The organism is Actinomyces minihominis (assembly GCF_900187855.1).
Lineage (GTDB): Bacteria > Actinomycetota > Actinomycetes > Actinomycetales > Actinomycetaceae > Scrofimicrobium > Scrofimicrobium minihominis.
Map to the genome: position 1 here is coordinate 1 of NZ_FYEG01000014.1, position 12,520 is coordinate 12,520.

Below are 12,520 nucleotides of genomic sequence, written 5' to 3' on the forward strand. Positions count from 1 at the left end.
AAGTCCCCGGAGACACCGGCCTGGTGCGCCTCGCAGCCTCTGAGGTGCTCCATATTCCGGGTCTGGGTTTTGATGGGCTGGTGGGCTACAGCCCGATAGCGATGGCGAAGAACGCTATTGGCATGGCGCAAGCCTGCGAGGACTACGGGGCTTCTTTCTTCGCTAATGGTGCTGCTCCGGGTGGTGTGTTGGAGCATCCGGGGACGATCAAGGATCCAACGAGGGTGCGTGAGTCGTGGCAGGCCACGTTTGGTGGGGCGAAGAACGGAAACAAGATCGCCGTGCTGGAAGAGGGCATGAAGTACACGCCTATCAGCATGTCTCCGGAGCAAGCCCAGTTCTTGGAGACCCGTAAGTTCCAGATGGGTGAGATCGCGCGCATCTTCCACGTCCCACCCCACATGATCGGGGACCTGGACAAGTCCTCGTTTTCCAACATTGAGCAGCAGTCGTTGGAGTTCGTGAAGTACACGCTGGACCCGTGGGTGATCCGCTTCGAGCAAGCGATAACCGCGAAACTCCTCACCGAGGCGGAGCGGCGCAGCGTTTACGTGAAGTTCAACCTCGAAGGTCTGCTGCGCGGCGACTACGCATCCCGCATGAATGGTTACGCGGTCGCGCGGCAGAACGGGTGGATGAGCGCTAACGACATTAGGGAACTAGAGAACCTGGACCGCATCGACGAAGCCGAGGGTGGGGACTTGTATTTGGTGAATGGGAACATGCTGCCCCTGAACATGGCCGGAGCCTACGCAACCAAACAACCAGCAGCCGACTCGGCAGCACCCGATCCGCGAGATTTTGGAGGTATGAGACGTGAGTAGACGATTTTGGAACTGGCAGACGCCAGACCCGAACAGCCCGAATCCCGATAGTGGGGTTCGGGTTTTGCATATCAACGGCCCGATTGCGGAGGAATCGTGGTTCGACGATGACGTGACCCCAGGCCTGTTCGCCAGTGAACTAAACGCGGGCAGTGGCGAGGTTGTCATCTGGTTGAACAGCCCTGGTGGTGACGTGGTCGCTGCCGCCCAGATTTACAACATGCTGATCGACTACCCAGCCCACGTCACCGTCAACATTGATGGGGTCGCCGCGTCAGCAGCTTCCGTGATCGCCATGGCCGCCTCGACGGTTGCGATGTCGCCGGTGTCGATGATGATGATCCACAACCCGGCAACGTTGGCGGTTGGGGACGAGGCGGAGCTGGGCAGGGCCATCGACATGCTCGCCACCGTCAAGGAATCCATCATCAACGCCTACGAGGTGAAAACCGGCCTGGACCGCAAACGCCTCGCGAAACTCATGGATGCCGAGACGTGGATGGACGCGAGGGCCGCCATTGACCTGGGCTTCGCCGACCGCCTCATCACCAACACCAAGACAGTCGTCGTGGAGGTCGATGAGGACGCGGGCGGCACAGAGGAAGGCGAGTCCGGCCGGGCCACAGCGTCTGGTCGTGGCGTGGTGTTCTCTGCCCGCAACGCTGACCGCCAGTTGCTGAACAAGATCACCAGCCACCAACCCCAACCCGCGCCTCCCCAGCCGGAGGCTTCTGGGCGGCGGTTGGTGGATTTGTATGCCGACCTCACCCAACGAACCAAATAGAACCCACTTTCTGGAAGGAACACTCTGATGTCACTAACCGCTACCGACCTACGCACCCGCCGAGCTGAGACCTGGGAGAAAGCCAAAGCGTTCTTGGATGAGCGCCGCGACGCTGACTCCGGTTGCCTGTCCGCTGAGGATGACACCACGTATGCGCGTATGGAAGCCGAAATCGACACCCTCACCACCGAGATTGCTCGCGCAGAGCGCGCCACCCGCTTCGAGGCGGACATGGCCCGCGCCCAAACCACGCCGCTGACCTCCATGCCCGGCATGAACCGCGAAGACACCGCTGGGGAGGTGAAGACCGGGCGGGCAGCGGATTCGTACAAGCGTGCGTTCTGGGATGCGATGCGCCTGAACGCTTCACCCATGGAAGTCCGCAACGCATTGAGTGAAGGCGTGGACTCTGAGGGCGGTTACCTGGTGCCCGACGAGTTCGAACACACCCTGGTCGACGCTCTCGCGGATCAAAACGTGATGCGCGGCCTCGTCAAAGTCATCCAAACCACCAGCGGGGACCGCAAGATTCCCGTTGTCTCAACCCATGGCAGTGCGTCCTGGTTGGACGAAGGTAAGCCGTATGTTGAGTCCGACGAAGCCTTCTCTCAGGTGTCTTTGTCGGCGTTCAAGCTCGGCACCTTCCTCAAAATCAGCGAAGAACTCCTGAATGATTCGGCTTTCAATGTTGAGGCATACCTCGCCACCGAGTTCGCCCGACGTATTGGCGCTGCCGAAGAAGAAGCGTTCCTCGTAGGTGACGGCAAAGGCAAGCCGACCGGTCTGCTGGACGCGACTGCGGGTGCCCAGGCTGCGGTCACGACCGCTAAGGCCACCGACATTAGTGCGGATGAGTTGATTGATCTGCATTACGCGCTGCGTGCCCCGTATCGGAAGAACGCGGTGTGGCTGACTAACGACTCCACAGTCAAAGCGATCCGGAAGCTGAAAGACGGGAACGGCCAGTACCTCTGGCAGCCCGCCCTGACTGCGACTACGCCGGACACGGTGCTGGGCCGACCAGTGCATACGTCGGTGTTTGTTCCTGAGATGAAGGCTGGAGCCAAGACCGTGGCGTTTGGTGACCTGGTGTATTACTGGGTGGCTGACCGTCAGGGACGCTCCTTCAAGCGTCTCAATGAACTGTTCGCCACCACCGGGCAGGTCGGGTTCCTCGCCAGTCAGCGCCTGGACGGGAAGTTGATTCTTCCCGAGGCGGTCAAGGTGCTCACCCAGAAGGCAGGCGCGTAACAGCAGGCAGGTAAGGAAGGAGGTGGCAGAAATGAGCGACCAGCAAACAATCCCGGAACCGGTGACTTTGGAAGACCTGGTAACTCAGACCAAGGCGAACTTGGTCCTGGAACACGACCGGGATGACGCGCTGGTGGCTGAAATGGTTACAGCCGCGCTCTCGTATGCCACCTCCTTCCAACACCTCCCCGAAAACCACTACCAGGACCACTCGATGCCGGGTTCAACCAGGCAGGCAGTGGTCATGCTGGCCTCGCACTTTTACGAATCGCGGGACGGATCCACGGGCGGATTTTACGCCGACAACACGAACGCTTCTGCTGCCGTGTGGGTAGCAGTCAACCGGCTCCTAGTGCTTGACCGAGATTGGAAGATGTAAGTCATGTCGTTTGGGAAGATGAACACCCCAATCACCATCTGTGAGGCCGAAGTCGTTACTGACACGTCCGGTTTTCAGGAAACCCAGTACCTACCTATCGCCACCACCAGAGCATTCGTGGAAGCGCGGCATGCGACCAGTGCGTGGGTGAACCGCGCCGCGTTTAGTAAAGCCACGCATTCGTTTCGTCTCCGCATGATCCCCGGCCTAGACGTCATCAGCGGCTTGGTGGTCGAAGCGGGCGGGAAACACTACACGGTCGAGAGTGTGGAAGACGTAAGAGGTCGAGGACGCTATTTGGAGATCCTCGCCAAACTCACCGAACCGCAAGGAACCGGTCATGGCTCGGGCTGAGGTGAAAATGCCCAACCAGATCATCGACGAACTCACCCGCCTCGGCGGCGACCTCGACCACCTGGCGGAAGAAACCCTGAAAGCCGGAGCAGCCGTAGTCACACCCAAACTGGCGGCGAACCTGGCCGGAGCAATCGGCAGAGACACCAAAGCACCACCCCGGTCGACCGGGCAGTTGGCTTCAGCTTTGGGTGTCACGCCGGTGAAAACCGGGAGGACTGGGGACCACAACTTGAAGGTCGGGTTTGCCGAAAACCGCAGTGACGGCAGGTCGAATGCGTTGGTGGCGAATGTCCTCGAATACGGCAGGTCCAACCAGACTGCGCGTCCTTTCCTCGCGCCAACCCGGTCGCAGACGCGGACGGCGTGCATTGAAGCCATGAAAACCCGACTGAGCGCCTTGATTGATGAGGAGTTACCCAAATGAGTGAATCCCTCCTGGAAACCCTCACCCGCATCTGCGGGCACCTGGGTTTGCCGGTCAGCGTCGGCAACCACGCTGGAACACCCGCACCAGACACCTACGTGGTCCTAGTGCCTCTGGCGGAAACGTTCGAAGTATTCGCCGATGAACTGCCGGGAGCGGAGTTGATCGAGGTCAGGGCCAGCCTCTTCACCAAAGCCCACTACCAACACGTCGCCCAAGCCCTCACCCGTGAACTACTGGCCGAAGGCGTGACCATCACTGGCAGGCGCTACGTCGGATACGAAGATGACACGAAATACCACCACTGGGCGGTAGATGCCGCCATCCCACAATCCCTGTTTTAGGCCCTCTTCTGAAAGGACACACGAATTATGGCAACTATTGGTTTGGATCGGCTCTACTACGCGCCGATCACAGAGAACGCTAAAGGCGAAGAAACCTACGCGGGCCCCAAACCCCTGGCGAAAGCTATCAGCGCGGAACTGTCCGTGGAACTCGCTGAAGCGATCCTGTACGCCGATGACGGGGCAAGCGAGATCGTCAAAGAGTTCAAGTCCGGCACCCTCTCCTTGGGTATCGATGACCTCGGAGCCGATGTCGCAGCCGACCTGGTTGGCGCAAGGCTGGATAAGAACAACGTACTGATCTCCACCAGCGAAGACGGCGCAGGCTCAGTCGCGGTCGGCTTCCGCGCTCGTAAGGCGGACGGGACGTTCAAGTATTTCTGGCTCTACCGCGTCAAATTCGCAGTCCCCGCCACGAGCCTTGCCACCAAGGGTGACTCGATCACTTTCTCCACACCCACGATTGAGGGCACCATCCTGCGGCGCAACAAGCCGGATGCGACGGGCGCGCACCCGTGGAAAGCGGAAGTCAGCGAGGGCGAGTCAGGGTCGGGCGCAGTGGTGTCCGCTTGGTATGACGCGGTCTACGAACCCACCTACACAGCTGGCGGCCAGGGAGAGGGCAAGTAAATGAGCGCCAAAACCAAAGACAAGACCAGCGAGCCGGTTGACGCCGCTGAGCGGTCAGCTTCGATCACGGTTGGCGGCAACGGTTACGAGCTGCTCCTCACCACCAGGGCGACTCGGGAGATCGCGGGACGCTTCGGCGGCCTAGAGAACCTGGGCGACACGTTGATGGCGGCGGAGAACTTCGAACAATCCCTGTCCGACCTGATCTGGCTGATCACGTTGCTGGCGAACCAGAGCATCCTGGTCCACAACCTCACCCACCCCGACGACCAGCAGACTCTGCTGACCGAGGAAGCGGTGGAGTTGCTGACCGTTCCGGGTGACCTGGTCGATTACAAGGACGCCATCGCTGAGTGCCTCACGCGCGGTACCAAACGAAACATCGTCAGCGGGGCCGACCCAAAAGCGCCCGCAACACAGGAGTAGATACCGATTCGGCGGTGTTCACCAGGCTGCTCTACCTCGCCAGTGCTCATTTGGGTTTGGCGGGCGTGCAGTTCTGGCTCACCCCCTTCGGCCTGCTCCTGGACCTCGTGGAGTGCTGGAAACAAGAAACCGGGCGAGCACGCCCGTATCGGGAAGTGTTCATCGACGAGATCATCCCGCCGGGCATCTGAGTTGACGCCGGTCAGTAGTACCAGCTGTCGGCTTGCCGGTATGACTTCTGGAGGACTTCCAGCACGTCGCAGTCCTTCTGGCCGCAGGCACACCCGCCTTTATCGAGGATGTGCGTCTGCTGGAGAGCTTCAACGACGCCGCGGAAGCGATCTCTTGCTTGCAGCGCAGCAGCCACTTGTTCGCGGCGGGACTTGTCTATCTCCGCCAATCTCGCGTTCTCACGTTTCGTCTCCCTTGTCATGTGGCGCGCCTTGTTGACCGCATCCACCAGATGCCCTTGATGATCCCGCAGCATTTGGAGTTCCTGTTCAGGCGTGTCGGCGCCGTGCCCTTCACAAAGCGGGCAGACGGCAATTTCCATGCTGGTCTCGTCAGTCCCGCGCCACAGGTACTCAATCCCGCAGCAGCTGCAAATCCTGGGCCGCTCAAAAGCGCGTTCTCCTGAGTATCCGACGCCGTACGGATTCTTCTTGATCGCCATATTTCCATGCTAACCGGAGCCTCCGACATAAAAAGGCACCTGTCTCGCGAAAGGCGGTAATCGTCGTGGCTGATTCGTCTTTTGGTTTGAAGATTGGCCTAGAGGGTGAACGCGAGTTCAAGCGCGCCATCAGCGACATCAACCGGGAAATGCGTGTCCTGGGGACCGAACTCAAGCTCGCGGCCACCAGTTTCGAAGGCACGGACAAGTCTGCTGCCGCTTTGACGGCTCGGAGTGCTGGTTTGGTGCGGGAGATTGACGCTCAAAAGTCGAAAATCACTGAGCTGGAGCGGGCGCTGGCGAACGCGTCGGAGTCGTTTGGGGAGTCGGATCGGCGCACCCAGAACTGGCAGATTCAACTCAACCAGGCGAGAACCGCGTTGGCGGGGATGGAGAAGGAACTCTCCGCCAACGACAAAGCGTTGTTGTCCAACGCTGACCGGTATGACGCCCTCGGTAAAGAGATCGATGAGACGGTCAAGGCTTATGTGGCGGTGAAAGCCGAGTACGGCGAAAACTCCCAAGAAGCCAAGACGCTGGAAGCACGGTTGAAGACTCTCACGGCTGAGCAGGAGGCGGCGGGTAAGGCGGCGGACGCGGAGGAAGATCAGGTCCGTGAGGTAACTGAATCTTTGGGTCAGTACACGCGCGGCACCAAGGAAGCCGCCCAAGAGACTGAACAGACCTCTTCAAAGATCAAGAACGTGACCGGCGCGTTCGCCACCGTTGGTAAGGCCGTGGTCGGGGCTTCGGTTGCTGTTGGTGCGGCGGCGGTCGCGGCGGGCGCTGGCATGTTCAAACTCGCCTCCGACGCTGCGGCTAGTGGCAGGGAGATCAACAACACCAGTCAGAAACTTGGACTCTCACGTGAGGGCTTCCAGGAATGGTCCTACATCCTCAAGAAGTCCGGCACCAGTGTCGATGTGCTGGGTATTGGGATGAAGACCCTGCAAAAGACCATGGGCGGGATGACCGAAGACGGCGACAGCGCCTCCAAAGCCTTCGAAGCCGTAGGACTCTCATTCGACGAGGTGAAAGGCAAAAGCCCCGAAGAAGCGTTGAACCTGACCATTGCCGCGTTGCAGGGCATGCCGAGCGACGCCGACCGCACTGCTGCCGCGCTGAAGCTGTTCGGCAAAGGCGCAATGGAACTCCAACCCCTGCTCAACAAAACCAGCGAAGACACCGACGAACTACGCCAAAGGGCTCACGACCTTGGCCTGGTCATGTCGGATGAGCAGGTGGATGCGGCGGGTAAGTTCAACGGCGCGATGGGCCGCGTCAAAGACACCGTGGGCGGCTTGAAACTCCAACTCTCCAACGCATTGTTGCCCGCGTTTGCGGATGGGATCAGCGCGCTGTTGGATTTTGCGCAGGGCGCTGAGGGTGGCGAAGAAAAGATGCGGGCCGCCGTTGACGGGATGGTCGAGGCGATCACTACCACCATCCCTGAACTGGTTGATCGAGGCACCCAGATCATCAGCGCCCTAGTGGAAGGGATCTCTCAGGCCCTCCCGGGTGTGGTGGGAGCGATCAGCGCCGCGGTACCCGAAATACTCGGGGTCATTGCCGGGCTGATCCCCGTCCTGGTTCAAGTGATCATGGACGCCGTACCACTCCTGGTGTCCGCGATCCTGGACGCTTTACCGGTAGTGGTGGACGCGGGAATCCGAATCATCCTGGCACTGGCCCAGGGACTGACCGACATGCTGCCCGAGTTGTTGCCGGTGGCGATTTCGGCGTTGGAGGCCATCGTTACCGGCCTCATCGACGCACTACCACTCCTGCTGGACGCAGCCCTGCAGTTGATCGTGGGCCTGGTGACGGGGTTGTTGGAAGCGATCCCAGTGTTGATTGAGGCACTACCCGCGATTGTGGATGCGATCGTGGGCTTCTTCACCGAATCAATCCCGATGATCATTGACGCGGGCATCGCATTGTTGACCGCTTTGGTTGAAGCCTTGCCCCAAATCATTACCGCTGTGGTGGCAGCAATCCCCAAGATCGTTACCTCTATCATCAATGCCGTTATCGGGGCGATCCCACTGCTCATTGATGCGGGGATCAAACTGTTGGTCGCTTTGGTTGGTGCGTTACCGCAAATCATCACCGCGATAGTCGCCGCGATACCGCAGATCGTGTCCGGTCTGGTCACCGCGATCCTTGGGTCGATCCCACAGCTTGTTTCCGCCGGGGTGGAGTTATTGGTGGCACTCATCCAGAACCTGCCAAGCATTGTTGTGCAGATCGCAAGCGCTGCCGGAGAAATCATCACCGGCCTTGTCACGGCGTTTGGGGATTCGATGTGGCGCATAGTGAACATCGGTGGGAACATCGTGCGCGGCCTTTGGGAAGGGATCACGTCTTTGGCCGGGTGGCTCTGGGATCAGGTCTCCGGGTGGATCGGTGGGATTTGGGATGGGATCACGGGGTTCTTCGGTATCCACTCACCCTCAACCGAAATGGCGTGGATCGGCCAAATGCTCGTCACGGGACTGGCCGGAGCCATAGTGAGCGAAGGCCACGAGGCGGCAGATGCCGCCGAAGGTATGGCAGCTGACGTGCTCGGGGCGATGAGTAGCCTGGAAGACGGCATCAACATCCCCATCACCGCTGACACCACCTTCAGTCCCGGCGATCTCACGGCCTCACCACCGCCGCCACAGTTGTTCAGCGGTCTCGGTGGCGCCAGCGACGGCCCGGGTGGGTTTGACCCGCAGACCCTGGTCGCCTCGGTGACGGCGAGTCTGCTGGGCGCTTTGGACCTGCGAGTGGTCCTCGATGACGGCGCGCTCGTTGGGCGGCTCACGCCAAGCATCGACGCGCGCCTGCAAACCCTGTCCCGCAGGGAAGGACTTCTCGCCAGCTACTAGCCGCAAGAGATCAGGAAGGGAGGGTGGGATATGCGTTCATTCACCATCAACGACAACGTGAACTCCGAGCGGGATCTGGGTTTACGCATCACCCGCCCACCTGTCCTTCCCGCCTCGCAGCGCGTCGTGGAACACCTCGAAGTCCTCGGGCGTGAAGGGACGCTCACTCGCGTGCAGGGGTGGGAGGACCAAGAACTCTCTTTCCAGGCCGCAGTCCAAGGCCAGGACCTCATCGGCCAATACCGGAAGGCTACTGCCGCCCTGATCGCCGCGAAGACGCTGGAGCTTTCCACCAGTCCTGGGGTGTTCTACCAGGTGAAGACCGTCATGGTTGGGGGCCTCCAGCAGTTGTTCGCTGGGTTCGCCGTGTTTGAAATCCAGATGCGCCTGGCACCTTTCGCCTACCTCCTCGATGTCCCGGTGGTGGAGTTCACCGGTCAGAAAACCCTGCTGAACGTCGGCACCGCGTATTCCCAGCCGGTCATCACCCTGGAAGGTACCGGCACGCACACCCTGACCGTCAATGGGCAGGTGTTCTCCATCAAAAGCCCCGCCGGACTACTCACTATCGATTCTGCTTTGCGCGTGTGCCGGGTCGGTTCTAAGGCCGGGGCGGATGCGATCACCCCCGACTACCCAGAGCTGAGAACTGGTTCGAACACGGTCAAGGTCTCCGCCGGGGTCACCAAGGCCATTCTGGAGCCGAACTGGAGGATGCTGTGATCACCGTTCATGCCCGCGACGCCCGCGACTTCACGTACTCCGGCCAAGCCACCCTCGACGCTGACATCATCAACCCAGTGGTGGTCGAGACTCTGAATGGTAGCTTCACCCTCGAGTTCGACTACCCAGCAGGCGCCCCAAATGCGGACCTACTGGTGGTGGAGAGCATTGTCGCCGCCCCCGTACCTGGGATGAGCGCGCGGCAGGGGTTTCGGATCAGCGAAATTGGGGCCACCACCGATTCCATGTTGCACGTGGTTTGTTTGCACGTGTTCTACGACTTGGCGACCAACCTGGTAGCCGACACGTTCATCGTCAACAAAACCCCGGCCCAGGCGCTCACCCAGCTGCTGGGAGCCGCCCAGTTCCCGACTGGGTACACCAGCCAAGGAGCCAGCAGCCCGATAGCGAACATCCGCGTGGTGCGGATGAGTGTCGCGGCAGCGATTTTGGATGCCGGAACTGACAACACGCTGATTAGCCGTTTGGGTGGGGATTACACGAGGAACAACTTTCACATCCTCCAGCAGTCTCATAGGGGCGCGGACCACGGGGTGGTGATCGCGGATCGGAAGAACCTCACCGGCTACAAAAGCACTCTGGACTTTTCGACCGTGACTACCAGGATTTTGCCGGTTGGTTTCGACGGATTGTTGCTACCCGAGTTGTATGTGGATTCGCCGCGGGTCGGTGAGTACTTGCAGCCGCATGTTCGGGTGGTGCGGTTCGAGAAAGTCAAAGCCGCCCCAGAAGGCCAGCCCCCGAAAGAGGACGAACTGACTCTCACCCAGGCGTATGCGGAGCTGCGCAGGTTGGCGAAGCTGCAGTACAGCCAGGGCAGGATCGATCAACCCGCAGCGTCTTACTCGGTGTCCTTCGCGGACCTCGCCTCCACAGTCGAGTACGCAGATCTGCAAGACCTGGAACAGGTGCTGCTGGGTGACACGGTGACGGTGATTCACACCGATCTCGGCCAGCGTCTGACTTCCAGGGTGGTGGCTTATGAGTACAACCCGCTGACCGGCTCCTACCTGAAAGTAACTCTGGGGAGTACCAGCGCGAAGTTCACGTCCCTGACCGGTAAGGTCAACGCCCTGTCTGATGCCGCCCAAGCGGCAGGGGAACTCGCCGACTTCGCCCTGACGAGCGCTTCGGGGAAGAACACCAACTACTACGGCACCAAACAGCCCGCGAACCCACAGCTCGGGGATGTGTGGTTCAAGGAAAACGGTGAACTCACCGAAATCTGGATCTGGACGACCACCAGCGATGGCACGCCGGGCTGGGTGTCCCTCGCGTCGGACTTGAACTACTCCCAAATTCAAGCTGAACTCGACATTGCCAAGGCCGAGATCCAGACCGCTATTGACGCCGCGAAAGACGCAGAAAGCGCGGCGAAAGAAGCCTCAGAGGCCATCGACGCCGCGCAGACAGACATATCCGAGGCGAAGCAAGCCGCAACAGACGCCGAGGAAACCGCCAACACCGTCCTGGAGACAGCGAAAGCCCTCGAAGAACGTCTGGCGACAGCCGAAGACGATCTCGCAGACACCCGCACCGTCGCTGACACCGCCGAGCAGACTGCGAATGCAGTGTCCCAGGTGGCGCAGGATTTGGAAGATCGGCTCAAGGCCGCTGAAGATGACCTAGCGGACACGACCACGGTTGCGGAAGGAGCAGCGCAGGTTGCGAGCACCGTCCTGGCAACCTCCAAAGCCCTGGACGAACGCCTCAAAACCGCTGAGAGCGACATTGAGGACACGCGGACTGTGGCTGCGGGAGCGCAGCAGACTGCGAACACCGTGTCCCAGATGGCAAAAGACCTCGAGGACAGGCTCAAGGTCGCTGAAGAGGACCTGGAGGACACAACTGTGGTCGCCACTGGTGCAGCCCAAACAGCTGCCCAAGTGCAGGCCCAGATCACGCCAATCAACCAGGCCGTCACCAAAGCCCAGACAGACGTGAAAACCGCCCAAAGTAAAGCCGATCAGGCTTTCACCAAGGCCACCACCGTCACCAACGACCTGAACGCCTACAAGGTGGTGATCACTGGCTATCAAGCTGACACGTTGGCGGCTATCACCGCGTTGGAAGACAACATCAACCTGCGCGTTAAGTCCGGGGAGATCATCTCCCAGATAAACCTATCGCCAGAGACGATCCTCATCGCCGCGGCGCGCATTCACCTCTCCGGTGAGACCACCATCGACGCTGGGGTCATCAAGACGGCGATGATCGAAGATGCTGCAATCACCAACGCCAAGATCAGCGCGTTGGATGCTGCGAAGATCACCACCGGATACTTGGCGGCAGCGAGGATCAAGGCCGGGACCATAACCTCGGAGAAGCTCACGGTCGCTGACGGATTCATTGCCACGGCGATGATCGCTGACGCGGCCATCACGGACGCCAAAATCGGCAGTCTCGACGCTTCGAAGATAACGACCGGGTTCTTGGCGGCGGAGCGCATCGAAGCCGGAGCCATCACCAGCGATAAGTTGACGGTGGCTGATGGGTTTATCAAGACCGCGATGATCGCTGACGCGGCCATCACTAACGCCAAAATCGCCAGTCTCGACGCTTCCAAGGTCACGACCGGCTATTTGGCGGCAGCGCGGATTGAGGCCGGGGCCATCACCAGTGACAAGTTGACGGTGGCTGATGGGTTTATCAAGACCGCGATGATCGCTGACGCGGCCATCACTAACGCCAAAATCGCCAGTCTCGACGCTTCCAAGGTCACGACCGGCTATTTGGCGGCAGCGCGGATTGAGGCCGGGGCCATCACGAGCGACAAGCTCACGGTGGCTGACGGTTTTATTGCGACCGCGA

14 protein-coding genes are annotated in these 12,520 nt (G+C 60.2%); 13 read left to right on the plus strand and 1 reads right to left on the minus strand.

Features of this window, described 5'->3' with window-relative positions:
* The 10 genes from CS903_RS09030 to CS903_RS09405 all read left to right on the plus strand — a co-directional run.
* Nucleotides 1-824, plus strand: an 824-nt coding sequence (locus CS903_RS09030; protein ID WP_099333233.1) for a phage portal protein, incomplete at its 5' end; no start/stop codon positions are given.
* Nucleotides 817-1,608, plus strand: a complete 792-nt coding sequence (locus CS903_RS09035; RefSeq protein WP_207203810.1) for a head maturation protease, ClpP-related — start codon at nucleotides 817-819, stop codon at nucleotides 1,606-1,608. The genes CS903_RS09030 and CS903_RS09035, both read left to right, overlap by 8 nt.
* A gap of 27 nt (nucleotides 1,609-1,635) precedes the next feature.
* Nucleotides 1,636-2,859, plus strand: a complete 1,224-nt coding sequence (locus CS903_RS09040) for a phage major capsid protein (protein ID WP_207203811.1) — start codon at nucleotides 1,636-1,638, stop codon at nucleotides 2,857-2,859.
* Between the two features lie 31 nt (nucleotides 2,860-2,890).
* Nucleotides 2,891-3,238, plus strand: coding sequence for a head-tail connector protein (locus CS903_RS09045; protein WP_099333236.1), 348 nt, complete (start codon nucleotides 2,891-2,893; stop codon nucleotides 3,236-3,238).
* A 3-nt stretch (nucleotides 3,239-3,241) separates the two neighbouring features.
* Nucleotides 3,242-3,592 (plus strand): head-tail adaptor protein, encoded by a 351-nt coding sequence (locus tag CS903_RS09050; RefSeq protein WP_099333237.1) that lies wholly within the window; start codon nucleotides 3,242-3,244, stop codon nucleotides 3,590-3,592.
* Nucleotides 3,579-4,019 carry an HK97-gp10 family putative phage morphogenesis protein gene (locus tag CS903_RS09055; RefSeq protein WP_099333238.1) on the plus strand — a complete coding sequence of 147 codons (441 nt, stop codon included), beginning with the start codon at nucleotides 3,579-3,581 and terminating at the stop codon, nucleotides 4,017-4,019. Before CS903_RS09050 ends, CS903_RS09055 begins: the two co-directional genes overlap by 14 nt.
* Nucleotides 4,016-4,363 (plus strand): hypothetical protein, encoded by a 348-nt coding sequence (locus CS903_RS09060; protein ID WP_099333239.1) that lies wholly within the window; start codon nucleotides 4,016-4,018, stop codon nucleotides 4,361-4,363. The genes CS903_RS09055 and CS903_RS09060 overlap by 4 nt, the downstream gene beginning before the upstream one ends.
* Before the next feature lie 27 nt (nucleotides 4,364-4,390).
* Nucleotides 4,391-4,993 (plus strand): major tail protein, encoded by a 603-nt coding sequence (locus tag CS903_RS09065; RefSeq protein ID WP_099333240.1) that lies wholly within the window; start codon nucleotides 4,391-4,393, stop codon nucleotides 4,991-4,993.
* Complete coding sequence (locus CS903_RS09070) at nucleotides 4,994-5,419, plus strand: hypothetical protein (RefSeq protein ID WP_099333241.1); 426 nt, start codon at nucleotides 4,994-4,996, stop codon at nucleotides 5,417-5,419.
* Nucleotides 5,420-5,433: 14 nt separating this feature from the next.
* Entirely contained in the window at nucleotides 5,434-5,610 is a 177-nt protein-coding gene (locus CS903_RS09405) for a hypothetical protein (RefSeq protein WP_164996727.1), read from the plus strand.
* A gap of 11 nt (nucleotides 5,611-5,621) precedes the next feature.
* Here CS903_RS09405 and CS903_RS09075 read toward each other — a convergent pair whose 3' ends face one another.
* On the minus strand, nucleotides 5,622-6,092 hold the full coding sequence (locus CS903_RS09075; protein WP_099333242.1) for a hypothetical protein: 471 nt from the start codon (nucleotides 6,090-6,092) through the stop codon (nucleotides 5,622-5,624).
* 65 nt (nucleotides 6,093-6,157) lie between these two features.
* On the opposite strand from CS903_RS09075, the gene CS903_RS09080 reads away from it, so the two are divergent.
* From CS903_RS09080 to CS903_RS09090, 3 genes are all read left to right on the plus strand, one after another.
* Entirely contained in the window at nucleotides 6,158-8,965 is a 2,808-nt protein-coding gene (locus CS903_RS09080; protein ID WP_099333243.1) for a phage tail protein, read from the plus strand.
* A gap of 30 nt (nucleotides 8,966-8,995) precedes the next feature.
* Nucleotides 8,996-9,688 carry a phage tail protein gene (locus tag CS903_RS09085; RefSeq protein ID WP_099333244.1) on the plus strand — a complete coding sequence of 231 codons (693 nt, stop codon included), beginning with the start codon at nucleotides 8,996-8,998 and terminating at the stop codon, nucleotides 9,686-9,688.
* Nucleotides 9,685-12,520 (plus strand): phage tail spike protein (locus tag CS903_RS09090; protein ID WP_099333245.1); only part of this gene is annotated, 2,836 nt, incomplete at its 3' end. The genes CS903_RS09085 and CS903_RS09090, both read left to right, overlap by 4 nt.

Bases quoted from the DNA above. Each gene is read 5' to 3' on its own strand.
- CS903_RS09055 (WP_099333238.1), top strand. From the start codon at position 3,579: ATGGCTCGGGCTGAGGTGAAAATGCCCAACCAGATCATCGACGAACTC.
- CS903_RS09045 (WP_099333236.1), top strand. From the start codon at position 2,891: ATGAGCGACCAGCAAACAATCCCGGAACCGGTGACTTTGGAAGACCTG.
- CS903_RS09075 (WP_099333242.1), bottom strand. From the start codon at position 6,092: ATGGCGATCAAGAAGAATCCGTACGGCGTCGGATACTCAGGAGAACGC.
- CS903_RS09040 (WP_207203811.1), top strand. From the start codon at position 1,636: ATGTCACTAACCGCTACCGACCTACGCACCCGCCGAGCTGAGACCTGG.
- CS903_RS09070 (WP_099333241.1), top strand. From the start codon at position 4,994: ATGAGCGCCAAAACCAAAGACAAGACCAGCGAGCCGGTTGACGCCGCT.
- CS903_RS09050 (WP_099333237.1), top strand. From the start codon at position 3,242: ATGTCGTTTGGGAAGATGAACACCCCAATCACCATCTGTGAGGCCGAA.
- CS903_RS09060 (WP_099333239.1), top strand. From the start codon at position 4,016: ATGAGTGAATCCCTCCTGGAAACCCTCACCCGCATCTGCGGGCACCTG.
- CS903_RS09065 (WP_099333240.1), top strand. From the start codon at position 4,391: ATGGCAACTATTGGTTTGGATCGGCTCTACTACGCGCCGATCACAGAG.
- CS903_RS09085 (WP_099333244.1), top strand. From the start codon at position 8,996: ATGCGTTCATTCACCATCAACGACAACGTGAACTCCGAGCGGGATCTG.